The organism is Agromyces marinus (assembly GCF_021442325.1).
GTDB classification, from domain to species: Bacteria; Actinomycetota; Actinomycetes; order Actinomycetales; family Microbacteriaceae; genus Agromyces; species Agromyces marinus.
Map to the genome: position 1 here is coordinate 224,755 of NZ_CP087879.1, position 23,602 is coordinate 248,356.

Annotated in this window: 20 protein-coding genes; 6 read left to right on the forward strand and 14 right to left on the reverse strand. The window is 72.4% G+C overall.

What is annotated here, in order from left to right; genetic code table 11:
• Positions 1-1,350: a hypothetical protein gene (locus tag DSM26151_RS01105; RefSeq protein ID WP_234660595.1), complete on the forward strand. Its 1,350-nt coding sequence runs from the start codon at positions 1-3 to the stop codon at positions 1,348-1,350.
• A 236-nt stretch (positions 1,351-1,586) separates the two neighbouring features.
• Here the strand turns inward: DSM26151_RS01105 and DSM26151_RS01110 are convergent, their stop codons facing one another.
• Positions 1,587-2,171, reverse strand: a complete 585-nt coding sequence (locus DSM26151_RS01110) for a GNAT family N-acetyltransferase (protein ID WP_234660596.1) — start codon at positions 2,169-2,171, stop codon at positions 1,587-1,589.
• Positions 2,172-2,332: 161 nt separating this feature from the next.
• Between DSM26151_RS01110 and DSM26151_RS01115 the strand changes: the two genes are divergently transcribed.
• Together DSM26151_RS01115 and DSM26151_RS01120 are read left to right on the forward strand one after the other, a co-directional pair.
• Positions 2,333-2,926 (forward strand): RNA polymerase sigma factor, encoded by a 594-nt coding sequence (locus tag DSM26151_RS01115; RefSeq protein WP_234660597.1) that lies wholly within the window; start codon positions 2,333-2,335, stop codon positions 2,924-2,926.
• Positions 2,892-3,869 (forward strand): hypothetical protein, encoded by a 978-nt coding sequence (locus DSM26151_RS01120; protein ID WP_234660598.1) that lies wholly within the window; start codon positions 2,892-2,894, stop codon positions 3,867-3,869. Before DSM26151_RS01115 ends, DSM26151_RS01120 begins: the two co-directional genes overlap by 35 nt.
• Before the next feature lie 182 nt (positions 3,870-4,051).
• Here DSM26151_RS01120 and DSM26151_RS01125 read toward each other — a convergent pair whose 3' ends face one another.
• From DSM26151_RS01125 to DSM26151_RS01135, 3 genes are read right to left on the reverse strand one after another with little or no spacing between them, the layout of a single operon-like run.
• Positions 4,052-5,095: a lactonase family protein gene (locus DSM26151_RS01125; RefSeq protein ID WP_234660599.1), complete on the reverse strand. Its 1,044-nt coding sequence runs from the start codon at positions 5,093-5,095 to the stop codon at positions 4,052-4,054.
• Positions 5,092-6,378 carry an alpha-hydroxy acid oxidase gene (locus DSM26151_RS01130; protein WP_234660600.1) on the reverse strand — a complete coding sequence of 429 codons (1,287 nt, stop codon included), beginning with the start codon at positions 6,376-6,378 and terminating at the stop codon, positions 5,092-5,094. Before DSM26151_RS01130 ends, DSM26151_RS01125 begins: the two co-directional genes overlap by 4 nt.
• Before the next feature lie 14 nt (positions 6,379-6,392).
• Positions 6,393-7,142: a FadR/GntR family transcriptional regulator gene (locus tag DSM26151_RS01135; protein ID WP_234660601.1), complete on the reverse strand. Its 750-nt coding sequence runs from the start codon at positions 7,140-7,142 to the stop codon at positions 6,393-6,395.
• A 138-nt stretch (positions 7,143-7,280) separates the two neighbouring features.
• On the opposite strand from DSM26151_RS01135, the gene DSM26151_RS01140 reads away from it, so the two are divergent.
• Positions 7,281-7,625 (forward strand): DUF1707 SHOCT-like domain-containing protein, encoded by a 345-nt coding sequence (locus DSM26151_RS01140; RefSeq protein ID WP_234660602.1) that lies wholly within the window; start codon positions 7,281-7,283, stop codon positions 7,623-7,625.
• 59 nt (positions 7,626-7,684) lie between these two features.
• On the opposite strand, the gene DSM26151_RS01145 is transcribed toward DSM26151_RS01140, so the two are convergent.
• Positions 7,685-8,800, reverse strand: a complete 1,116-nt coding sequence (locus tag DSM26151_RS01145; protein ID WP_234660603.1) for an NYN domain-containing protein — start codon at positions 8,798-8,800, stop codon at positions 7,685-7,687.
• A gap of 55 nt (positions 8,801-8,855) precedes the next feature.
• Positions 8,856-9,455 carry a DJ-1/PfpI family protein gene (locus DSM26151_RS01150; protein ID WP_234660604.1) on the reverse strand — a complete coding sequence of 200 codons (600 nt, stop codon included), beginning with the start codon at positions 9,453-9,455 and terminating at the stop codon, positions 8,856-8,858.
• 156 nt (positions 9,456-9,611) lie between these two features.
• Here DSM26151_RS01150 and DSM26151_RS01155 point away from each other — a divergent pair, with 156 nt between their 5' ends.
• On the forward strand, positions 9,612-10,388 hold the full coding sequence (locus DSM26151_RS01155) for an IclR family transcriptional regulator (RefSeq protein WP_234660605.1): 777 nt from the start codon (positions 9,612-9,614) through the stop codon (positions 10,386-10,388).
• Between the two features lie 67 nt (positions 10,389-10,455).
• On the opposite strand, the gene DSM26151_RS15125 is transcribed toward DSM26151_RS01155, so the two are convergent.
• The 6 genes from DSM26151_RS15125 to DSM26151_RS01190 all read right to left on the reverse strand — a co-directional run bounded on the left by DSM26151_RS15125 (position 10,456) and on the right by DSM26151_RS01190 (position 18,828).
• Positions 10,456-12,375 (reverse strand): CHAT domain-containing protein, encoded by a 1,920-nt coding sequence (locus DSM26151_RS15125; protein ID WP_267963241.1) that lies wholly within the window; start codon positions 12,373-12,375, stop codon positions 10,456-10,458.
• A gap of 155 nt (positions 12,376-12,530) precedes the next feature.
• Positions 12,531-13,481, reverse strand: coding sequence for a 2-hydroxyacid dehydrogenase (locus DSM26151_RS01170; protein WP_234660606.1), 951 nt, complete (start codon positions 13,479-13,481; stop codon positions 12,531-12,533).
• Positions 13,482-13,534: 53 nt separating this feature from the next.
• The gene (locus DSM26151_RS01175) at positions 13,535-14,968 is read right to left on the reverse strand and encodes a rhamnulokinase (RefSeq protein WP_234660607.1); all 1,434 of its coding nucleotides are present in this window, start codon (positions 14,966-14,968) and stop codon (positions 13,535-13,537) included.
• Between the two features lie 103 nt (positions 14,969-15,071).
• The gene (locus DSM26151_RS01180) at positions 15,072-17,108 is read right to left on the reverse strand and encodes a bifunctional aldolase/short-chain dehydrogenase (RefSeq protein WP_234660608.1); all 2,037 of its coding nucleotides are present in this window, start codon (positions 17,106-17,108) and stop codon (positions 15,072-15,074) included.
• 143 nt (positions 17,109-17,251) lie between these two features.
• Positions 17,252-18,409, reverse strand: a complete 1,158-nt coding sequence (gene rhaI, locus DSM26151_RS01185; protein WP_407651047.1) for an L-rhamnose isomerase — start codon at positions 18,407-18,409, stop codon at positions 17,252-17,254.
• Positions 18,410-18,414: 5 nt separating this feature from the next.
• Positions 18,415-18,828, reverse strand: a complete 414-nt coding sequence (locus DSM26151_RS01190; RefSeq protein WP_234660610.1) for an L-rhamnose mutarotase — start codon at positions 18,826-18,828, stop codon at positions 18,415-18,417.
• A 148-nt stretch (positions 18,829-18,976) separates the two neighbouring features.
• On the opposite strand from DSM26151_RS01190, the gene DSM26151_RS01195 reads away from it, so the two are divergent.
• Positions 18,977-19,981 carry a LacI family DNA-binding transcriptional regulator gene (locus tag DSM26151_RS01195; protein ID WP_234660611.1) on the forward strand — a complete coding sequence of 335 codons (1,005 nt, stop codon included), beginning with the start codon at positions 18,977-18,979 and terminating at the stop codon, positions 19,979-19,981.
• Positions 19,982-20,014: 33 nt separating this feature from the next.
• Here the strand turns inward: DSM26151_RS01195 and DSM26151_RS01200 are convergent, their stop codons facing one another.
• Both DSM26151_RS01200 and DSM26151_RS01205 read right to left on the reverse strand, forming a co-directional pair.
• Entirely contained in the window at positions 20,015-22,609 is a 2,595-nt protein-coding gene (locus DSM26151_RS01200) for a glycoside hydrolase family 78 protein (protein WP_234660612.1), read from the reverse strand.
• Positions 22,606-23,541, reverse strand: coding sequence for an SMP-30/gluconolactonase/LRE family protein (locus DSM26151_RS01205; RefSeq protein ID WP_234660613.1), 936 nt, complete (start codon positions 23,539-23,541; stop codon positions 22,606-22,608). Before DSM26151_RS01205 ends, DSM26151_RS01200 begins: the two co-directional genes overlap by 4 nt.
• Positions 23,542-23,602 lie beyond the last annotated feature (61 nt).

Here is a 23,602-nt window from a genome sequence, read left to right on the forward strand (position 1 = left end):
GTGCGCGAACAGCAGACCGCCCGCGGCCGGCTCGAGACCCTGGCGCCCTGGATCGGTCTCGGGGTCTCGCTCGCGCTCATCCCGCTCGCGATCATCGTCCCGCCGCTGCTCGGTCAGGACGTGAACGTCCGCTGGTTCCCGCCGCTGCACGCCGAGTGGATGCCACGGCTCGGCCCCGGCACGCTTCCGGCCGTGCTGCTCGCGATCGCGGCATCCGTCTGGGGTGGCCCGCTCGCGCGGCGGCTGCCCTGGGGCGGGCTGCTCGCGACCGCGTACGCGGCGGGGGTCGCCTGGATGGTCGCGCTCGCGACGGTCGACGGGTGGGAGGGCATCGGCAGCATCCTCGAGCACAGGTACGAGTACCTCGGCACGGCGCGTGAGGTCACCGACTTCGGTGCGACGCTGCGCGAGTACGTCAGCCGGATCCCGCTCGACTCGGAGGACAACTGGCCCGTGCACATCGCCGGCCACCCGCCGGGCGCGCTGCTGTTCTTCGTGGTGCTCGTTCGGCTCGGCCTCGGCGGCGGCCTCGCGGCGGGGTTCGTCGTGCTGCTCGTCGGGGCGAGCGCGGCGGTCGCCGTGCTGCTGTTGCTGCGCCGGCTCGGCGCGGAGGATGCCGCCCGCCGGGCAGCGCCGTTCCTGGCCATGGGCCCCGCTGCGATCTGGTTCGCGGTCTCGGCCGACGGGATGTTCGCCGCGGTCGCCGCGTGGGGGCTCTGCACGCTCGGGTTCGCGGCGACCGCACGCCGCCCCGGCACCATGGCCGCGTGGAGCGTGCTCGCGGGCCTCCTGCTCGGGTACTGCGTCATGATGTCGTACGGACTGCCGCTGCTCGGCATCCTCGCACTCGCCGTGCTCGCGCTCGGACGCGACTGGCGTCCGCTGCCGATCGCCGCGGTCGCGGCGCTCGCGGTCGTGCTCGCGTTCGCCGCGTTCGGGTTCGCGTGGTGGGAGGCGTTCCCCGTGCTCGTCGAGCGCTACTGGGACGGCGTCGCGAGCCGCCGCCAGTTCACCTACTGGGTGTGGGGCAACCTCGCGGCGCTCTCGTTCAGCGCCGGACCGCTCGCGGGCGCGGCGGTCGCGACGGCGGGGGCGCGGGGCTTGTCGTGGCGGGCGCAGGCGCGGCCGGAACGCGTCGTCATCGTGCTCGCGCTCGCCGCAGCGCTCACGATCGTCGCCGCCGACCTGTCGCAGATGAGCAAGGCGGAGGTCGAGCGCATCTGGCTGCCCTTCGTGCCGTGGCTGCTCGTCGGCACCGCCCTGCTCACGGCCCGCTGGCGCCGATGGGGGTTCGCCGGTCAACTCGCCTTCGCCCTCGTCGTGCAGCACCTGCTGCTCACGAGCTGGTGAGCGATCGCTGACTGCGTCGGTGCTCGGCATCGGCGCTCGGGAGGAGCGCCGTCAGGCGCCGAGATCGTCAACGCGGCCGCGCACGAGCCGGGGCGGCAGTTGCCTTCGCGAACCGGGTACCGAAGTACCGGCCTCGCGGTACCGAAGTACCGGAGGTCGCAGAAGGGCAGTGCTCCGCGCTCGTCACCCCGTCGCCCCTCCGCGACGGCAGGCGAACCCGGCGCTCGAGGGGCGTCTCACAGCCGAGCGAGGGTCACCCACTGCTCGTCGACGACGTACCCGACGGATCGGTTGGCGGCGAGGCTCGCCGGGTTGTCAGCCGAGCCGCCGGTGCGGAAGACCCCGATGCCCGAGTCCGCGAGGGCGAGAACGGGTGCCGCCTTGACCGCCGCACCGACGCCGAGCCCGCGGTGGTCCCGGGCGACCACGGTGAAGTCGGTCTCGGCGCGACGGCCGTCGATGTCGACGTACGTGACGCCGAGTGCGCGGCCGTCGACGTCGAACAGGCCGAACGCGCGGCGTTCGGGTGAGACGCGGGCGCGCTCGGGGGTGAGTGGCTCGTGGCGCGTCGCCACCCCGCCCGGGTAGTCGGCGAGCGTCGCCGCGTCGAGTTCGAGCACAGCATGGAGGTCTGCGTCCATGACCTCGCGGACCTCGCCGACGTCGCGCACGCGGTCGACGAGTCGCTCCAGCCGGTCGCGGACCACAGTGACGCCGGTCAGCTGCGCCGCCCATGATCGAGCGGTGACGGTCCAGCCGTCGGCCTGCAGCGCCGCAGCGCGCGGATCATCGGCGCGGAGGACGACGGGTTCGTTCGGCATCCGCTCATTCTCGCCGATCGCAGCCGAAGGACCGGCGTTCAGGACAACGGCACCACGCACGACGGCGCGCGCAGCGCGAGCGCCTCGCGCACCGCGCCCGTGACGAGGTCCCGAGGGGCAAGATGGTGTGAACCGAAACGAGGGGATCGAGCAATACGGATGTGAGCCCCGACAACGAGGTGATTGAGCGGTCGGCCCGAGAGCCGGCCGCCTTCGCGATGCTGTTCGACCGTCACGCGAAGGCCGTGTACCGGTATGTCGCGCAACGGTTGGGCGACCAGGTCGCGGATGACGTGATGTCGGAGACCTTCCTCGTGGCGTTCGAGCGGCGGTCGTCGTTCGACCTCGAGGTCGGCGATGCCAGGCCATGGCTCCTCGGTATCGCGACGCGGCTGATGCGGAAGCATGCGCGGGTGGAGGCGGTGGCGTGGAAGGGGATGTCCGCCGACCTGGCAGCGCGGATCGCGCCGGACTTCATCGAGCAGGTGGGTTCCCGCATCGACGCCGAGCGGCTGACCCGGCGCCTGGGGAACGCGCTCCGCAGGCTGTCGGAGGCGGATCGCGACACGTTGCTGCTGTACGCGTGGGGCGATCTGAACTACGCGTCGATCGCCGCGGCGATGCGGGTGCCGGTCGGAACGGTGCGCTCACGACTCAACCGCGCGCGGCGGCAGCTCCGCCGCGCCGCGGGACTCGGCACCCTCGAACAGGAGACGGAACATGGACGAACTGACACTGCTCCGCAGCACTCGTGACGACGACCGCGAACCCAGCCCCGAGGCCCTCACGGCCGCGCGCGCGGCGCTGCTCGCCCGAGTGGCCGACGAGGTCTCGGGCACGTCGAGTGCGAGGCCGGCTGAGCACCGGCGACGGTGGCTGCCACGCCTGACGTGGGTGGGCGTCGGCGTCGCGGCGACACTGACCGGGGTGCTCGTCGCGGGGAACGTGAGCTTGAACGCTTCGACGGCGTACGCGAGCGACGTGCTCCGCACCGCAGCGGCCGAGACCGGGCGGTATGCCGATCTCGTTCCCGGTTCCGGCGAGTACCTCCGCTCCCGCACGCATGCGCGCTGGCAGGTCTGCTCGGGCAGCGAAGACACCGCGAAGGTCGTCTGCGAGCCGAATGACCAGATCCTCGACGTGTACATGCCGGCCGACCCCACCGCCGAGTGGGTGCTGTACCGCGATTGGGGCAGCATGCAGGGAGTACTCACCGGAGAGTCGATCGAGACGGCACGAGCCGCCGACGGGCGGTTCTACGGACCCGAGAGCCCGTGGGTACGGGTGGACTACGCCGATATCCCGACGAACGGTGCGGCGGCCTACGCCTGGATCGACGAGCAGTACACCGGCGGCTCCGCCTCCCGTGACGAGGACAACTTCGTCCGGATCGCGGACATCCTCCGTTCGGGGCTCGTCCCGGCGGCCCCACGAGCCGCGCTCCTCGATGCCCTGTCGCGTATTCCCGGTGTGACCGCGACCGACGACATCGCGAACCTCGATGGCGTGACCGGGGTCGCGATCGGCCGGAACGAACCGTTCCGCGCCGGCGAGCGCCAGGAGATCATCATCGACCCGGATACCGGGCTCGTGATCGGGGAGCGTCGACTCGCGGGGGCGACGATCTTCGGCTGGACCTTCGGCGAGGAGACCGAGCTCACCGCGGTCGAGTCGACCATCGTCGACACCGCACCGTGAGCCGTGAGCCGCGCGGCAGCCTCGGTATCAGGGCGCGGTACCGGTGTACCGGCGCGGCGGTACCGAAGTACCGGGCGATTGCGCGGGCGTGTTCCCCTGCGGGCCGCAACCGCGGTCCCGATACGCCGATGGCGGCGTCGGCCAGGCCGATGGACGCTGTCGGCGCAGGCGGAAGCGCCGCCTCAGGCGAGCGGCACCACGCACGACGGCGCGCGCAGCGCGAGCGCCTCGCGCAGTGCGCCCGTGACCAGGTCGAGCTCGATGAGGGCATTGCCGAACTGTGCGGCCACGACGACCGTGCGGTCGTCGAGGTGGGCGTGGTGGCGGGGCCAGGTTCCCGTGCCGAGCGGGTGCTCGGCCGCGAGGCGCGGAACGCCCGCGCCCTGAGCCTCTCGACGGGCGGCATCGAACACCGCGACCGTGTCTCGCCCGCGCACGAGCGTCGTGAGCAGCCGGCCCGAGGGAGCGAGATCCAGGTGCGACGGGTACACGTCGCCCTCGGCATCCGGGTCGAGCACCGCGGCGGCGCTGCCGAGAGGCGAAACCTCCGTCGCGTCGAACGCGAACGTGTGCAGGCGGCCGTCGAGTTCGCCGATCACGTGCAGCACGCCCTCCGTCAGCACCATGTGCCGTGGGCCGGTTCCGGCCGGCAGGTCGAGCGAGCGGACGACGCGGAGCGTCGGCACCGCGGCATCCGCCGTCTCGACGGTGAACTCGTGGACCGCGTCACCGCCGAGGTCGCTCACGAGGTGCGTGCCCCACGGAGTCGCGGCGATCTGGTGGGCGTGCGGCCCATCCTGACGGCCGGTCACCGGTCCGGTGCGGTGCGGCAGTGCGAGGGTTCTCGGCGTTCCGAGCGTGCCGCCCGAGGCGAACGGGACCACCGTCACCGAGCCGCCCGAGTAGTTCGCGATGAGCACGAGGCTGCGCGTCGCGTCGACCACGACGTGGCACGGGTCGCCCTCGCCGTGCTCGACCGCGTCGACCGGCGTGAGCGTGTTTCCGACCAGGCGGAAGCTGCGCAGCGAGCCCGAGGCATCTTCTCCGACCGCGAACCACAGGTCGTCGTGCACCGCGAGGAACGACGGATTCGAGGCCTCCGCCGAGGCGACGATGCTCCAGTCACCATCGACCGACCGCTCCACCACGTGCACGCCCGGACCCGGACCATCGGGCGTGTACGACCCGACCGCGAAGCGGCGCGCTGCGCGCCCCTCGCCCGTCACAGCTGCGCCGGCATCCGCTCGGCCGCCTGCTCGCCCGCAACGGCGGCGGGCGCGGCGACCGGCACCAGCCGCGTCAGCTGGGTCACGTGCTTCGGCGTCAGTTCGTCGAGCGAGGCGACCTCGAGCAGCTTCATCGTGCGCACGATCTCACTCTGCAGGATCTCGATGGCCTTGTCGACGCCGCGCCGGCCGCCGGCCATGAGCCCGTACAGGTAGGCGCGGCCGATGAGGGTGAACCGCGCGCCGAGCGCGATCGACGCGACGATGTCGGCGCCCGACATGATGCCCGTGTCGACGTGCACCTCGAGGTCGCCGCCGACCTCGCGCACGACGTGCGGCAGCAGCAGGAACGGCACGGGTGCGCGGTCGAGCTGGCGACCGCCGTGGTTGGAGAGCACGATGCCGTCGACGCCGCGGTCGGCGAGGAGCTTGGCATCCTCGACGGTCTGCACGCCCTTCACGACGATCCTGCCCGGCCAGATCCCCCGGATCACGTCGAGGTCGTCGAACGAGATCGTCGGGTCCATCGCCGAGTCGAGCAGCTCGCCGACCGTGCCGCCCGTCGAGGAGAGCGACGCGAACTCGAGCTTCGGCGTGGTCAGGAAGTTGATCCACCAGGCGGGCCGTGGGATCGCGTTGACCACGGTGCCGAGCGTGAGCTGCGGAGGAATCGAGAACCCGTTCCGCTTGTCACGCAGGCGCGCCCCCGCGACCGGGGTGTCGACCGTGAAGAACAGCGTGTCGAAGCCCGCGGCCGCTGCGCGCTCGGCCAGGCCGTACGAGATCTCGCGCTGCTTCATGACGTACAGCTGGAACCAGTTGCGCCCGGTCGGGTTCGCGGCCTTCACGCCCTCGATCGAGGTCGTTCCGAGCGTCGAGAGCGTGAACGGGATGCCCGCGGCGCCCGCGGCGCCCGCGCCGGCCTCCTCGCCCTCGGTCTGCATCATGCGCGTGAAGCCCGTCGGCGCGATGCCGAACGGCAGCGCGCTCGGGCCGCCGAGCACCTCGCGGGTCGTGTCGACCTCGGGCACGTTCCGCAGGATCGACGGGTGGAACTCGATGTCGAGGAACGCCTGCCGTGCCCGCGCGAGCGAGAGCTCGCCCTCGGCCGACCCCTCGGTGTAGTCGAACGGCGCCTTCGGCGTGCGGCGCTTCGCGATGGTGCGCAGGTCGCCGATCGTGAGCGCCTTCTCGAGCCGCCGCTCGGTGGGGTTCAGGGTCGGCGTCTTGAACTTCATGAGCTCGGCGAGCTCGCGGGGCTTCGGGAACTGGCGCTGGACCATCGTGGTGCCTTCTCCTACGGGTGGGTGGGGTCGGGGGAGATCTCGGCGTAGTACCCCGAGATGTGGTCGTGGATGCGATCACGCGCGGCCGCGGCATCCGCTGCCCGGATCGCGGCGAGCACGCCGCGATGCTCGGCGCGCAGTCTCGCCGAGGTCGCGGTCCAGTCGGCGATGCGGGCCTGCCCGGCGAGCGCGTAGCCCTCGATTCCGCTGCGCAGGCCGGCCATCGTCGCGGTCACGACCTGGTTGCCGGACGCCTCGGCGAGGGCGAGGTGGAACGCCGCGTCAAGCGCGAGGAACTCGGCCGGGTCGAGGCCCGGGGCATCCATCGCGTCGAGCAGGCGCTCGGCCGCGGCGAGATCGGGGGCGGATGCCGCATCGCCGGCGCTCGCCGCGGCGAGGCCGGCCGCGACGTGCGACTCGAGCAGGAGCCGGGTCGCGACGATGTCGTTCACGGGGAACCCGCTCGCGGCGACCTGCAGGCGCATGAGCGCGCTCATGCCGCCACCGGGGGTCGCGATGATGATCGCGCCCGAGGTCGGGCCCGACCCGGTGTGGGTGCGGATGAGCCCGAGCACCTCGAGCACGCGCAGGGCCTCGCGCACGCTCGACCGGCCGACGCCGAGGTCGGCCGCGAGCTGGCGCTCGCCGGGCAGCCGGTCTCCGGGGGCGAGTTCGCCGCCCAGGAGCTTGCGCTCGACGTGCTCGAGGACGGCCTGCCAGGCGCGGGGCTCGATCGTGCGAGCGGATGCCTTGTCGGCCATGGCTCTCCTCGCTCGCTGCACTGTGGTCAGACCACAGAGTACCAGATGTGGTCAGACCACAAAGCGATCGAGGCGCCCGGACGGGCTTCGGCCGAGACGCGGTGGCGAGGATGGGCGCGCGTGCGCCACGCTGGAGGAATGAGCGGATACGCCGAACCTGACCGACCGCAGGAACGCCTGAGCGACGCCGAACGCGAAGAAGCGGTCGTGCACCTCGCCTCCGCGCGGGCCGAGGGCCGTCTGACCGCCGCCGAACTCGCGGATCGTTCAGCATCCGCACGTGCAGCCGCGACCTGGGGCGACCTCGTCCCGCTGTTCGCCGACCTGCCGAGGGTCGCACCGCGCACGACGCCCCCTGCCGCCGCTGCAGCGCCGACGCACGACCTGTCATCCCGGATGGCGCCGCCGAGCTGGGCCCCACCCCACCGCCGAAGCGGCGATCCCGAGCTCTCGGCGGCCGCACCGGCGACACCACGGGCGTGATCATCTACGGCGGAGGGTCGACCAGGGACGACCGCTGAGCTCCGGGCGTCGACCCGGGCTCAGCCCTTCTTCGGGCGGATCCGGACCCGGTTCTGCCCCGGCGACTCATCGAGCTCGACGACCCCGCCGCGCGACTTCAGGAACTCGGTGAACGACGCGAAGCCGAGGCGGCGCTCCTGGAACGACGGATCCATCCGCATCATCTGGTTCTTGACCGCACCCGAGGGCTGCCACTCGTCGTCGCTCTTGGCGCGCAGCAGTTCGAGGGCCTTCAGCAGCAGGCGCCCGGGGTTGCGCGTGGTGCCGGTCGCGCCGTCCTCGAGCGACTGGCCGGGAGCCACGAACCGGACCGCCGTCGACGGGACGGAGGGTTCGGCGGGCGTGCCGTCGGACGCGGCATCCGTCGCGACGTCGGCCGACCCGGCATCCGCCACCGACTTCGACGTCGCGCGCCGGCGGCGCGGCGCAGGCGGCGCCTCGTCGGCGGCCTGTGCCTCATCGGCAGCCGGCTCCGGGGCCTTGGCCGCCTTCGACGCCGCACCCGACCTCCGGCCACCCTTCGCGGGTGCGGCCGGAGGCGCGGGCACGTCGGCCTCGTCTTCGGCCACGGCGGCATCCGTCGCCAGCAGTGCGTCGTAGTCGGCGTACTCGTCGCACGCCGCCGTGAGCGCGCGGCTCGTGCCGCCCGCCACGCCGATGCCGACGACGTACCGGCCGAGGCGCTTGGCCTTCTGCGCGAGCGCCACGTAATCGGAATCGCCCGCGACGATCACGATGTGCGACAGGTCGTCGATGCGGAACATGTCTTCCACCGCGTCGACCGAGAGTCGGATGTCGGCGCCGTTCTTCGTCGCGGACAGCGGGAAGAGCTGCACGAGGTCGACCGCACGGTCGATCAACTGCCCGCGATAGCTCGCGTTCACGGGCGTTGACCAGTCGGCGTAGGCACGCGCGATCGCGATCGTGCCGAACGTCGCGGCGAAATCGAGCACCGCGTCCACGTCGACCGTGGCCTCACGCAGGCGATCCGCCGCCTTCGTGCCCGGCGAGATCGACTTCCCCCGAGACGTGTCCTTGCGGTACTGGCTGTCGCCGTGGAGTTGGTCGTACCGCGAGATGACGATGTTGTCGAAATCGAAGTACAGGGCGACGCGGGGTTCGACCGAAGCGGGCATGACCCGAGCCTACGCCGCAGGGGTGGAACCGCCGCGGCTCCGGTCGGTCCGTCGCTCAGGCGGCAGGGCTGACCTCGGCTGCGGCAGCCTCGGCCGGCACGACCCCTGCGTCGGCGAGCACCGCGAGGAACGCGCGCATCCACATGCCGTTGTCGGGCCACGCCCGCGAGGTCACGAGGTTGCCGTCGACGACCCCGCCGCCGTTCTCGAACGCGGCGCCCACGACCTCGAGGTCGATCGCGAGCTCCGGGTAGATCGACGACGTCCGGCCCTCGAGCACGCCCGCCGCGGCGAGCAGCAGCGGACCGTGGCAGGTCGCGGCGACCGGGGCGTCCTGATCGAAGAAGTGCCGCACGATGCGCTTGGCGTCGTCGTTGTTGCGCAGGTACTCCGGCGCCCGCCCGCCGGGGATCACGATCGCCGCGTAGTCCGCGGGATCGACGTCGGCGAGCGCGATGTCGGCCGGCCAGGTGTGGCCGAGCTTCTCGGTGTAGGTGTCGAAGCCGTCGACGAAGTCGTGCACGACGAACTGCAGGCGGCGTGCCTCGGGTGCGCCGATGTGCACCTCGAAGCCCTCCTCCTTGAGTCGCTCGTACGGGTAGAAGACCTCGAGCGTCTCGGCCGCGTCGCCGGTGATGATGAGGATCTTGGTCATGGGTGGTGCCTCCGGATGTGTCGGGCGGTCCTGTCCGCCGCGTTCGAACCAGCCTGCGACCGGCCCGGGCGCGTGGTCACGCCCCCTTCGCACTATGTGCGAAAGACCGACGATCCACCGGGACGACGACTGCCGCGCGCGGCGTACGATCGGCACATGAGCGTGACGGAGCGCGGCGGCGGAGCGGGCATCCAGTCGGCCGAGCGTGCCCTTCGGATCCTCGACCTCGTCTCGGGGGCACCGGAGGGCCTCACCGCCGCGGAGATCGCCGCTGAACTCGGCCTCGGGCAATCCACGACCTACCGACTGCTCGCCACCCTCCAGCAGCAGGACTACCTCGCACGCCAGGCCGGTGAGCACCGGTACCTCCTCGGGCGCGCCGTCGACCGGCTCGGTCGAGCGCTCGCGTACCAGATGGTCGTGACCGACCCCGTCCGCCGGGCGCTGCGCGCGGTCCACGACGAGGTCGGGGCGCCCGCCTACCTCACCGTGTTCCGCGGGGACGACATCGCGATCGCGCACATCGAGGACTCGGCGGCGCACCCGCGCATCGGGCAGCTGCACGTCGGATTCTCCGAGGCGGCGCACACGACCGCGTTCGGCAAGCTCATGCTCGCCTCGCGCGACGACGCCGCGGTGGCGAGGTTCCTCGACCGGCACGGTGCGCGCCGACTCACCGCGTCGTCGATGACGGATGCCGCGGCACTCCGTGACACGCTCGACGACGTCCGCGCACAGCAACTCGCGGTCGAGGTCGAGGAGTACCTGCCGAAGCTCGCCTGCATCGCCGCGCCCGTGCGGTCGAGCGCCGGGCGAACCGTCGGGGCGGTCTCGGTCTCGGTATCGGCCGCCGACCTGTCGGCCCGCGCGCGCGACCTCGAGCGCGCCGTGCGGCGCGGGGCCTGGCAGGTGTCCGGGCGGCTCGGGCGCTGACCGGGTCGTGCCGCCGGTGCGTTCGGCACCCGGCGGGCGGAATCGACCGCGACGCGCGGCCGATCCACTACTCGGCGGGCAGTTGCCGGACACGCACGATGAACTCGCCCCGATTGTCGCCCGGCGCGGCGTCGTTCACCCCGACCCACAACGTGCCCGCGTTCGGGCAGGCGTAGGTCGTCGACGTGCCGACGGGAACCCGCTCGTCGGCGTGGTGGAGCAGGCCCGCGATGACCGCGGCATGCGGCAGGCCGGCGACGAGACCCGGCTGATCGACATCCGCACCGCCCGGTCCGGTGACCCCTTCGTCGGTGCCGTTCCAGCTCATCTCGCCCTCGGCCTCGAGCGCGAAGAGATCGCCGGCGGAACACGTCAGTTCCGTCGAGACCCACTGGTCGGTGTTCGTCAGCGCGACGACCGCATCGGCGGGTGTCCCGTCGGACATCGTGTCGCCGGTCACGACGCCGTCGCCGGCCTGCGTGCCCTGCCCGCCTCCCGCACCGACGTCCTCGGTCGCGGTGCCGCTTCCGATCAGCCTCGGGACGACCAGCACCGCTGCGACCACGATCGCCGCCACCGCCACGAGCGCGACGACGACCCACGGGAGCCATCGCGGTGTGCCGCCTCGCCGAGGGGAAGCCGAGCGGCCGCGCCCGGTGGCGACCTCATCGGAAGTGGGCCACCAGGGCTGCGGGGTCGGCGCGGTCGTCGGGGTGGGCGCCGGTGATGCACTCTCCGGGGCGGGTCCGCGCGCCGACGGGGGTGCAGCGCGCGCCTGCGTGGGTGGGGGCGTCGGCGCGGGCGCGGGTATCGGCGCCGTCGCCGGGGGAGGCGCGGAGACCGGGTCTGGTGCAGGCGGCGCGGGCCGCGGCATCCGCTCGACCTCCCGGAAGTCGAACAGGCGCGTGTCCTCACCGCGCAGGTACAGGACCGGAGTCACCCACTCCAGCGTGCCCGGCCCGGTGCCGAGGATCCCGATCCGGCCGCTGCGCACCGCCTCGTCGATGCCGCGACCGTGCGCGAGCGCCGAGTAGAACCCGCGCGAGAACTGCAGCGCCGCGGAGTCGCTGATCGAGAACTGCATCGCCGCGACCGCGTGGATGCCGCTGTGCGCGAGCGCGGCGGCGGTGCCCGAGAACAGGTCGGCCGTGCCGCCTGCGCCCGATCGGCACGAGTTGAGGAGCACGAGCCGCGGAGTGGGGTCGGCTTCGTCGAGGAGGTCGGCGAGACTCGAAGCGGGCACGTAGTCCGCGCGGCCGTGCTCGTCGACGAATGCGAGCACGCCCTCGTCGGAGACCGTGTCGTACGTCCCGTGCCCGATGAAGTGCAGCACGTGCCATTCGCCGTCGAGCAGCCGGTCGTGCACGTTCGACCACGTCACCTCGGTCAGCCAGTCGACCTCGACGCGGCCATCGCGGAGGTGCTCGCGCAGGGCCCCATCGAGGAGTTCGCGCTCGTGGTCGGCGTCGAGCGGCGGAAGACCGCGTGGCGAGGACACCATCGCGAGCACGCGCAACGGCGGAGCGACCTCGAGCGACGGCGGCGTGTACCCCGTCGGCACATGGCGGACGAGCGGCTCCTTGCGGCACAGGTACACGCCTTCGACCGGGTCGAACAGCGCCTCCCACGGCAGCGCCGCGAGCCCGGGCGCGGTGAGTCGCAGCGCGAGCTGCACCCCGCTGCCGCGTTCGGCCGCGACCGCGACACTCGTGCGGTACGCGGCGCGCACCTCGCCGGTGAACGCGGACTCGAACAGCGTGCGCCCGACCTGCCGTATGGCGGCCTCGGACTCGGTGAGCACGCGGCGCGCCGTGACCGCCGATGCGAGCACGCTCGCTTCGAGGTCGTCGCGGCGATCCACCAGGGACTCCAGGTCGAGGCTCATCGTCGCGCGGGGCTGTCCGCCCCCGACGGACCTCAGCACGTCGACGGTGTAGGAGCCCGGTTCGGGGCCGGGCCCGATCTCCAACTCCAGGACGGCGTCCATGTGCGCAGGGTGCACCGGGGCGCCGGACGCCGCAAGGGGGCTGTCCCTGAGATTCCGGCGTTCCCCGTGCGGGCGGCCGTTCCCCGTGTGGACAGTTCTCGTGGGTCCCGGGGGCGCGACACCCGCATCAACGGTCCAGACGCGCGGACGCCCCCTCAGCTGCGCAGCACGACGTTGCGTGGGGCGTCGCCGCGAAGCATCCGCTCGATCTGCTCGCGCAGCAGCCGCGCCATGCGCGGCATCATCGCGCTCGTCGCGCCCCCGACATGCGGGGTGATCAGCACGTTCGGCAGGCCGAACAGCGGGTGGCCGTCGGGCAGCGGCTCGGGGTCGGTGACGTCGAGCGCGAAGCGCAGCCGAGCGGATGCCGCCTCGGCGAGGATCGCGTCCGTGTCGGCGACGGGACCGCGCGCGACGTTCACGACGAGGGCACCGTCAGGCAGGGCGGCGAGGAAGCCGGCGTCGACGAGCCCGGTCGTGGCATCCGAGAGCGGCACGACGACGATGACGATCTCGGCGCCGGGCAGCAGGCCCGGCAGTTCGTCGACGCCGTGGATGTGCCCGCGCTCGTCATCGCGGGCGCGGCTCGCGACGCGCGTGAGCTCGACCTCGAAGCCCGCGAGCCGCTCCTCGATCGCCCGGCCCACCCCGCCGTACCCGACGAGCAGCACGCGCCGGTCGGCGAGGCTCGCGTGGCGTGCGGGAGCCCAGCGGCCCTCGCCGGCCTCCCGGACGAAGTCGGGGATGCCGCGCTGCGCCGCGATCACGAGCCCGAGCGCGAGTTCGGCCGTCGAGGCCTCGTGAACGGATGCCGCGTTCGCGAACACGTGCCCCGGCGGCAGCGCGGCGGGCACGCCGTCGTAGCCGATCGACTGCGACTGCACGAGCCCGACCTCGACGCCCGCGAGCGCTCCGAGCCGCGCCGCGGCACCCATGTACGGCGGGACGACGATGTCGATCCGGCGCCCGTCGGCCTCGGCCGGAGGCGGCCCGGTCATGTCCCATTCGAGCACGTCGACCCCGTCCGGAACGCCGCCCGCGGTCTGCTCGAGGGTTCGCCGCAGCGTGGCACCGGGCACGGTCACGAGAAGCCGGTCGTCGTTCATCCCTCGATCCTTCCAGAGCCGCGGGCGCCCGATGATGCGCCCGCCCCGATGGCTCAGCGCGCGGACGGCGCGTAGCGCGTGGGCGCGAACGCCTGCGCGACGAGGGCGCGGAGCGACTCGAGGTCGCCCGACGCGAAGCCCTGCGCGCGGGCCTGCACGAGCACGTTGCCGATCGCGGTCGCCTCGACCGGCCCCGCGAGCACGGGCAGGCCCGACCGGTCGGCGGTGCGCTGGCACAGGAGCGCGTTGAGCGAGCCGCCGCCGACGACGTGGATCGTCTCGACGTCCACGCCCGAGAGCACCGACGCCGTGCGCACCGCCCCCGCGAACGCCTCGGCGAGGCTCTCGATGATCGACCGGGCGAACTCCGCCCGGGTCCGCGGCGCGGGCACGTCGTGCTCGGCGCACCACTCGGCGATGCGCCCGGGCAGGTCCCCGGGGGCCAGGAACCGCGGGTCGTTCGCGTCGAACACCGCGATCTCGCCGGTGACGGATGCCGCGGCCGCGAGCAGCTCGGGCAGGACGACGGGCTCGCCGTCCCGCTCCCACCACCGCACCGACTCCGACAGCAGCCACAGGCCCATGACGTTGTGCAGGAACCGGACCCGACCGTCGACGCCGCCCTCGTTCGTGAAGTTCGCCTCCCGCGCGGCATCCGTCGTCACGGGCCGCTCGAGCTCGACGCCCACGAGACCCCAGGTGCCGCACGAGATGTACGCGGCCGACTCGGCCCGCATCGGCACCGCGACGACCGCCGACGCGGTGTCGTGCGATCCGACGGCGACGACCTCGATGCCGGCCGGGGCACCGAGGTCGGCCGCGACATCCGCTCGCAACGGCCCGAGCGAGGCGCCGGGGTCGATGAGCGGGGCGAGGACGGATGCCGGCAGCCCGAGCTGCGCGATGAGCTCGTCGTCCCATTCGCCGGTCGACACGTCGACGAGGCCGGTGGTCGAGGCGTTCGTGCGCTCGGCCACGCGCGCACCGGTCAGCTGGAAGCCGATGAGGTCGGGGATCAGCAGGAGCGAATCGGCGAGGTCGAGCCATCCGCTCTGCTGCTCGGCGGCCAGCTGGTACACCGTGTTGAACGGCAGGAACTGGAGGCCGTTGCGCCGGTAGAGCTCGGCGAACGGCACGGTCGCGTGCACGGACTCGACCGCCGCCTCGTTCCGCGCGTCCCGGTAGTGGAACGGCTCGCCGAGGAGGCGGTCGCCGCGGAGCAGGCCGTAGTCGACCGCCCACGAGTCCACGCCGATCGACGCGACCGCGGGTTCGCGGCGGAACGCGTCGGCGAGGCCGCTCGCCAGGTCGCGGTACAGGCCCGCGACGTCCCAGTGCAGCCCCGACGCCATCCGCACCGGCCCGTTCGGGAACCTCGCGACGTGGTCGAGTTCGAGCCGCCCTGCCCCCTGGTCGACGCGCCCGACGACGACCCGCCCGCTCGTCGCACCCAGGTCGACGGCGGCGACCGCGCCCCCGCTGCTCATCCCTCTCCTCCAGAGGCTGGGCGGGCGCCGAGTGTCCAGTTGGTGTCGGTGCACGGCACGCCGAGGCGCACCGATCGGACACTCGTCGAGGGGGCCGGCGCAATCATCGCAGGAAGGCGGCGGCGACGCCGGAGTCGACGGGGATGTGCAGGCCCGTGGTGCGGGAGAGCTCGGGGCCGGTCAGCACGTAGACGGCGTCAGCTACGTTCTCGGGCACGACCTCGCGCTTGAGGATCGTGCGATTCGCGTAGAACTGGCCGAGGTCCTCCTCCTTGACGCCGTAGGTCGCGGCGCGGTTCGCGCCCCAGCCGGCGGCGAAGATGCCCGAGCCGCGCACGACGCCGTCCGGGTTGATGCCGTTGACGCGCACGCCGTGCTCGCCGAGCTCGACGGCGAGGAGGCGCACCTGGTGGGCCTGGTCGGCCTTGGTCGCGGAGTAGGCGATGTTGTTGGGGCCGGCGAACACCGAGTTCTTCGACGAGATGTAGATCACGTCGCCGCCCATCCTCTGCTCGATGAGCGCCTTCGCGGCCGCCTTCGCGACGAGGAACGAACCCTTGGCCATGACGTCGTGCTGGAGGTCCCAGTCCTGCTCGGTGGTCTCGAGCAGCGGCTTCGACAGCGACAGGCCGGCGTTGTTCACGACGAGGTCGATGCCGCCGAACGCGAGCACGGTGGCGTCGATCGCGGCCTGCACGCCCTCGGCGTCGGCGACGTTCGCGGCGACGCCGATCGCGACGTCGGTGCCGCCGAGTTCGGCGGCGGCCGCCTGCGCCTTCTCGAGGTCGAGGTCGGCGACGACGACGCACGCGCCCTCGGCCGCGAGGCGGGTCGCGATCGCCTTGCCGATGCCGGATGCCGCGCCGGTCACGAACGCGATCCGGCCCTGGTGGGTCTTGGGCTTCGGCATCCGCTGGAGCTTGGCCTCTTCCAGCGCCCAGTACTCGATGCGGAACTTCTCGGCGTCGGAGATCGGGGCGTACGTCGAGAGCGCCTCCGCGCCGCGCATCACGTTGATGGCGTTGACGTAGAACTCGCCCGCCACGCGTGCGGTCTGCTTGTTCGCGCCGTAGCTGAACATGCCGACGCCGGGCACGAGCACGATGAGCGGGTCGGCGCCTCGGATGGCGGGGCTGTCGGCCGTCGCGTGCGCGTCGTAGTACGCCTGGTAGTCGGCGCGATACTCGGCGTGCAGCTCGTTCAGGCGGGCGAGCTGCTCCTCGACGCTCGCCGTCGCCGGCAGGTCGAGGATCATGGGCTTGACCTTGGTGCGCAGGAAGTGATCGGGGCAGCTCGTGCCGAGGGCGGCGAGCGCCGGCGCCTGCTCGGATGCCAGGAAGTCCAGCACGACGTCGGAGTCGGTGTAGTGGCCGACCATGGGCTTGTCGGTGGAGGCGAGGCCGCGGATCGTCGGCGCGAGGGCGGCGGCGCGCGCGTGGCGCTCGGCCTCGGGCAGCGCCTCGAATCCGGTGCGCACGCCGCCGAACGGGTCGGCCTTGCCGTTCGCCTCGATGTACGCGGCGGCGGTGTCGATGATCCACAGCGAGTTGGACTCTGCCTCCTCCGAGGTGTCGCCCCACGCGGTGATGCCGTGGCCGCCGAGGATGCAGCCGATCGCCTGCGGGTTCGCGGCCTTGATCTCGGCGATGTCGAGGCCGAGCTGGAATCCCGGGCGACGCCACGGCACCCAGACGACCTTCTCGCCGAAGACCTTCGCTGTGAGCTCCTCGCCGTCGGCCGCCGTCGCGATCGCGATGCCTGCGTCCGGGTGCAGGTGGTCGACGTGCGCGGCGTCGACGAGTCCGTGCATCGCGGTGTCGATCGACGGGGCGGCACCGCCCTTGCCGTGCAGGCAGTAGTCGAACGCGGCGACCATCTCGTCCTCGCGGTCGACGCCCGGGTAGGTGCTCACGAGCGCGCGCATGCGGTCCAGGCGCAGCACTGCGAGGCCCGGCTCGGTGAGCGTGCCGAGGTCGCCGCCCGAGCCCTTGACCCACAGCAGCTCGACGGGCTCGCCGGTCACCGGGTCGGTCTCGGTGCCCTTCGCCGACGTGTTGCCGCCGGCGTAGTTCGTGTTCTTGGGGTCGGCGCCGAGGCGGTTCGACCGCGCGATGAGGTCGGCAGCTGCCGGATTCGTCATGATGTCGTTCCTTCGAGTCTGTGGCTGTCGTGACTGGATGCGTTTCGCGGTCTGCCGAGCTCGTCAGTCAACGCTGGCGCGTCGCCTGACTCCTGCTCCCGCCTTTCGTGAGGAGGCGTGTCGCTGCGCGCGCCACGCTGACCTCACGCGCCCCAGCCGGCCTGCACGCCGCCGACGCGGTCGGCGGCGATCTGCGCGAGGTAGCCGGATGCCGCGAACGCGGCCATCGGGTCGGCGGGCAGGCCGCGCGACTCTCGCCACTCGGCGAGGGCCGGGCGCACGTCGGTGTAGAAGGCGTCCATGAAGATGCGGTTCGCCTCGAGCACGTCGCCCGAGACCTGCGCGGCCCGCAGCGCGTCGGTGTCGACGAGCAGTGCCCGCGCAGTCATCTCCTGCACGTTCAGCACCGAGCGGATCTGGCCGGGGATCTTGTCCTCAACGTTGTGGCACTGGTCGAGCATGAACGCGACGTCGGGGTGGTTCAGGCCGCCGCCGCGCGCCACCTCGTAGACGATGCGGAACAGCTGGAACGGGTCGGCCGCGCCGACGATGAGGTCGTCATCGGCGTAGAAGCGCGAGTTGAAGTCGAACGAACCGAGCTTGCCGAGGCGCAGCAGCTGCATGACGATGAACTCGATGTTCGTGCCGGGCGCGTGGTGGCCGGTGTCGAGGCAGACCATGGCCTTGTCGCCGAGGGCTGCGACCTGGGCGTAGCTCGTGCCCCAGTCCGGAACGTCGGTGTGGTAGAACGCCGGCTCGAAGAACTTGTACTCGAGCACGAGGCGCTGCTCGTCGCCGAGGCGGTCGTAGATCGTGGCGAGCGACTCGTGCAGGCGGTCCTGGCGGCCGCGCAGATCGGCCTGGCCCGGGTAGTTCGAGCCCTCGGCGAGCCAGATCTTCAGGTCGCGCGAGCCGGTCGCGTGCATGATGTCGATGCACTCGAGGTGGTGGTCGATCGCCTTCTGCCGGACGGCCGCGTCTTCGTGGGTGAGGGCGCCGAACTTGTAGTCGTCGTCCTGGAACGTGTTCGAGTTGATGGTGCCGAGCGAGACGCCGAGGCCCTCGGCGTGGCGGCGGAGGTCGTCGTAGTCGTCGACCTTGTCCCACGGGATGTGCAGCGCGACCGTCGGCGCCAGCGCGGTGTACCGGTGCACCTGCGCGGCATCCGCGATCTTCTCGTACGGGTCGCGCGGGGTGCCGGGCGTCGCGAACACCTTGAAGCGGGTGCCGGAGTTGCCGAACGCCCAGCTCGGCAGTTCGATCGCCTGGAGCTCGAGCTGGTCGAGGACGGTCTGCGGAATGGTGCTCACGATTCGCTGCTTTCTGTGCGGGTGGTGACGGATGCCGCGCGCTCACCGGGCGCGTCGAGCGCGGCGAGCTGGTCCTCGAGGTGGAACACCTCGGGAAGTCGAGGGGCGCCCTGGTCCGGGCGGCGGCCGTCGAGCGCGATGAAGAACTCGGCCATCTCGGCCTCCCAGGCCGCGGTGCGGGGGTCGCTCGCGAGCGCTGCCTGGGCCGCGGCGTCGTCGTCGACCTCGTAGTAGCCGATGAGCAGGCCGTCCTGGCGGAGGAAGAGCGAGTAGTTGCGTCGGCCGGATGCCTCGATGGCCCGGAGCATGTCGGGCCACACCGCAGCGTGGCGTTCGCGGTACTCGTCGAGGCGGGCGGGATCGACCTGCAGTTGGAAGCAGACGCGCTGGCTGATGTTCGTCGTCGTCATCTCATTCCGGTCCAATACGTGATGAATCGTTTCAACACTAGAACGTCGCGGTCGAGACCGCAAGTGGATGCACCGCATCCCGAACCTGGGCGCACCGCGGTCGATCGGCGCCACGACGACTCGTAGACTCCGACCGAAGGAGGTTCGCATGGCAGTCAGTGTGCGCGACGTCGCGGCCGCGGCATCCGTTTCGGTGGGCACCGTGTCGAACGTGCTGAACCGGCCCGACAGAGTCGCGCCCGACACCGTCGCCCGCGTGCTCGCGGCGATCGACGAACTCGGGTTCGTGCGCAACGATGCCGCGCGGCAGCTGCGCGCCGGGCGGAGCCGCTCGATCGGCCTCGTCGTGCTCGACGTGCGCAACCCGTTCTTCACCGAGGTCGCGAGCGGCGCCGAAGAGCGCGCCGCAGCCGACGGCATGTCGATCCTGCTCGCGAGCAGCAACGACGACGCCGAGCGCGAACGCGCCTACCTCGACCTGTTCGAGGAGCAGCGCGTGCTCGGCGTGCTCATCTCACCCCGGGGTGAGGACCAGCCGCGGCTCGCGCTCGCGCGCTCGCGCGGCATGCCCGTCGTGCTCGTCGACCGCGAGTCGGAGGACCACACCATCTCCTCGGTCGCCGTCGACGATGTCGTCGGCGGGGCGATGGCCGTGCGGCACCTGCTCGAGCGCGGTCGGCGGCGCATCGCGTTCATCGGGGGGCCGAGGACGACGCGACAGGTCGCCGACCGCCTGGCGGGCGCCCGCCGAGCGGTCGCCGAGGTGACGGATGCCGCGCTCGAGGTCGTCGACACCGACGCCACCACCGTGTTCGCGGGGCGGGTGGCCGGCGAGGCGATCCGCGATCGCGCGACGGCCGACCGGCCCGACGCGATCTTCTGCGCGAACGACCTGCTCGCGCTCGGCGTACTGCAGGCGCTCATCATGCTCGGCGACGTCCGCGTGCCCGACGACATCGCCCTCATCGGGTACGACGACATCGACTTCGCGCAGTCCGCGGTCGTGCCGCTGAGCTCGATCCGCCAGCCCGCTGCCCTCATCGGCTCCACGGCGGTCGACCTGCTGTTGCGCGAGGCGAGCCGCGATGAGGGGTTCCGCCCCGAACAGGTGCAGTTCCAACCCGAGCTCGTCGTGCGCGACTCGTCGCGCTGAGCGCGGGCAGCCGCGCCGTCCGGCCCGCGCGCGTCACGCGAGGTCGGCGGTGAACGCGTGCGAGCCGCTGCCGACCAGGTGCGACCGGCCGTCGGGCAGGACGACCTCGGCGTCGGCTCCGGTCGGCACGGTCACGTCGACGTGCATCGACGAACCCTCGAGGCGCCACGCGATGGCTGCGCGGCCGTAGGGGGTCTCATGCTCGGCTGCGGCATGCGTGAAGCCGCCGCCCGGGCGCGGCGCGAACCGGATCGAGCGGTAGCCGGGTGCCGCCGGTGCGATGCCCGCGACCACGCGGTGCATCCAGTCGGCGACCGCGCCGAGCGCGTAGTGGTTGAACGAGGTCATCGCTCCGGGATTGACCGTGCCGTCCGGGCGGAGGCTGTCCCAACGCTCCCAGATCGTGGTGCCGCCCTGGCGGACGGCGTACAGCCACGACGGCGACTCCTCCTCGAGCAGGAGGTCGTACGCCGAGCCGAGGTTTCCGGTCGAGGTGAGCGCGTCCGAGACGAGCGGGGTGCCGACGAAGCCGGTGGCGATGCGGTGACCGGCCTCCTCGACGAGTTCGGCGAGCCGTCGACCGGCGGCGAGCAGGGCCTGCTCGTCGACGAGTTCGAACGCGATCGCGAGCGAGTACGCGGTTTGCGCGTCGCTGGTCATGCGGCCGTCCTCGAGGACGTACTCGGAGCGGAACGCCGCGCGCACCTCGGCCGCGAGCGCCTCGAAGCGTTCGGCGTCATCCGTGCGACCGAGCACCCGCGCCATGCGCGCCATCCGGTCCGCCGAACGCGCGAAGTACGCCGTCGCGACGAGGTACCGGTCCGTCGCGGCATCCGCCGGATCGTGGGGCGGCGCAGCCGGGTCCAGCCAGTCGCCGAGCTGGAACCCGTCGTTCCAGAGCCGGTCCGGGCCGGCGAGGCGCTCGACGAGTTCGACCCAGGCCTTCGCGCTGTCGTACTGCGCGGTGAGGATCCGCTCGTCGCCGAACCGCTCGTACAGCGTCCACGGCGTGAACGTCGCGACATCCCCCCACGCGGCGCCGGGCCGGATCGGCGTCCACATTCGGATGGCGGGGATCACGGGCACGTACCAGGGCACGGTTCCGTCGGGGAGCTGCTCGATCGCGACGTCCTCGAGCCAGGAGCCCAGCATGCCCGACACGTCGAACAGGAACGACGCGGTCGGCGCGAAGACCTGGATGTCGCCCGTCCACCCGGCGCGTTCGTCCCGCTGCGGGCAGTCGGTCGGGATGTCGAGGAAGTTCCCGCGCATGCTCCACACGACGTTCTCGTGCAGCCGGTCGACGAGCGGGTTCGACGAGCTGAACCATCCCGTCCGCTCGAGGTCCGTGTGGTAGACGCGGGCGACGACGTCGCCGTTCGCGACGGCCGCGTCGAGGTCGCCCGGCCAGCCGTCGACCTCGACGTACCGGAAGCCGTGGAACGTGAAGCGCGGCTCCCATTCCTCGACGCCCGTGCCGGCGAGCACGTACTCGTCGGTCGACTTCGCCGAGCGCAGGGGGCGCGTGTAGACCTCGCCGTCCTGCAGGACCTCCGCGGTGCGGAAGGTCACGTGGTCGCCTGCGGCTCCCGAGACCCGGATCCGGGGGCGCCCGACGAGGTTCTGCCCGAAGTCGAGGACGCGCTTGCCGCTCGGGCTGGTCAGCACTGCGATGGGCGCGACCTCCTGGGTGCAGCGCACGGGCGGGCCCTGCGGGGCGACGAGCGTGGCGGTGTCGCGGTGCGCGGCGACGACGCGGTGCCAGGCGGCGTCGTCGAAGCCGGCCCGCGACCAGCCCTCGATCGCGGCCGCCTCGCGGGCATCGTAGAGTTCGCCGTCGTAGTTCCCGGAACGGATGATCGGGCTCGGGTGCGCCCGCCACGCGTCATCCGTTGCGATCGTCTCGGTGCGGCCGTCGTCGTAGCGCAGCTCGATCTGCGCGATGAGCGACAGGTCGAAGCCGTACAGGTTGCGGAAGCCGGTGTACCAGCCCAGCCGCCCGCGGTACCAGCCGTCGCCGAGCCACGCACCGATCGCGTTCTCGCCCGAGGCGAGCCGGTCGGTGATGTCGTAGGTCGCGTACCGCAGCTTGTCGCGGTACGGCGTCCAGCCGGGCGCCATCGCCTCGGCGCCGACGCGCTCGCCGTTGAGTTCCATCTCGTAGACGCCGTGCGCGGTGACGTAGAGGCGAGCGGATGCCAGTCCCTCGCGGACCACGAAGTCGCGGCGGAGTATCGACGGGCGGCGCTCGTCGGAGCCCGGGTCGTCCTCCCAGGTCGCGCCGACGGGCAGGGCGACCCAGTCGGATGCCTCGAGGAGGCCCGGCTCGACGGAAGCGGACCCACTCCAGTCGGAGGCAGCGCCGTCTGCACCGGTCACGCGGACGCGCACCTCGGCGCGCTCGCGCGAGACCAGCGGGGCGTCGGGCCACGCGACGAGCACGGAGTCTCCGGACGCGACCTCGAACGCCCGGCGCTCGGAGCCGCGTCTGGTGATCTCGATCTCGTACCCGGACTGGGTCCAGCCGGCCGGCGCGACGGTCTTCCATGACAGGCGCGGCGCGGCTGCTCCGATGCCGAGCGCTTCGCGCACGTGCTCGAAGGTCGGCGGGGTGACGGTGATGCTCACGGTGACTCCAGGGTCGGTGCGGTGGTCGTGGTGCGGATGCGGTACAGCGTCGTCGTGGCCGTGATGAAGAGGTCGTGGCCGTCGTCGCCGCCGAAGGTCAGGTTCGAGACGGTCTCCGGGACGGGCACGTGCTCGACGAGCCCACCGTCGGGAGCGTAGACGTACACGCCGTCGCCGGCCGAACTCCACAGTCGGCCCTCGCGGTCGATCGTGAGTCCGTCCGAGGCTCCGACCGGGACGCGGGCGAAGACCTCGCCCGGACCGGTGACGGCGGCGCCGTCGACGGGGAAGCGCATGATGTGCTTCGCGTCGGGCCGGTCGCCGTAGAACCCGGTGTCGGCGACGTACAGGTGGCGTTCGTCGGGTGAGAACGCGATGCCGTTCGGGTGGACCATCGAGGTGACCACGGGTGCGACGGCGGAGCCGTCGGGCGGGATGCGGAAGACGTGGCATCCGTCGTAGTCCTGTGGGCCCGGCCGCCCCTCGCGGCCGCTGGGGTGCAGCCCGTATGGCGGGTCCGTGAACCAGATCGACCGGTCGGAAGCCACGGCGAGGTCGTTGGGGGAGTTGAACCGGCCCTGCGCCCACCGGGTCGCGACCGGCACCGGGCCGGCCTCGGTCTCGCGCTCGATCGCGCGCCGGCCGTGGCTGCACTGCAGCACGGTGCCGTCGCGGTCGAGCGCGCGCCCGTTGGCGAACTCGGCGCCGGTGCGGAAGACGTGCTGCTCGCCGGTCGCGGCATCCCACTCGAGGATGCGGTCGTTCGGGATGTCGCTGAAGCGCACGCGGCGCTCGGATGCGAGCCAGACGGGGCCCTCGGCCCATGCCGCACCGGCGCAGAGCGCCTCGAGCTCTGCACCGGGGGCGATCAGGCTCGATGCGGCGGGGGTCTGCGACGGAGCGGGGGCGTCCGAGTGGTGTGGTGTAGACACGATCCTCCTCGATCGGCGAGCTGCAACAAGGTACTCGGGCGCGGCGCCCGGCAGGCTACAG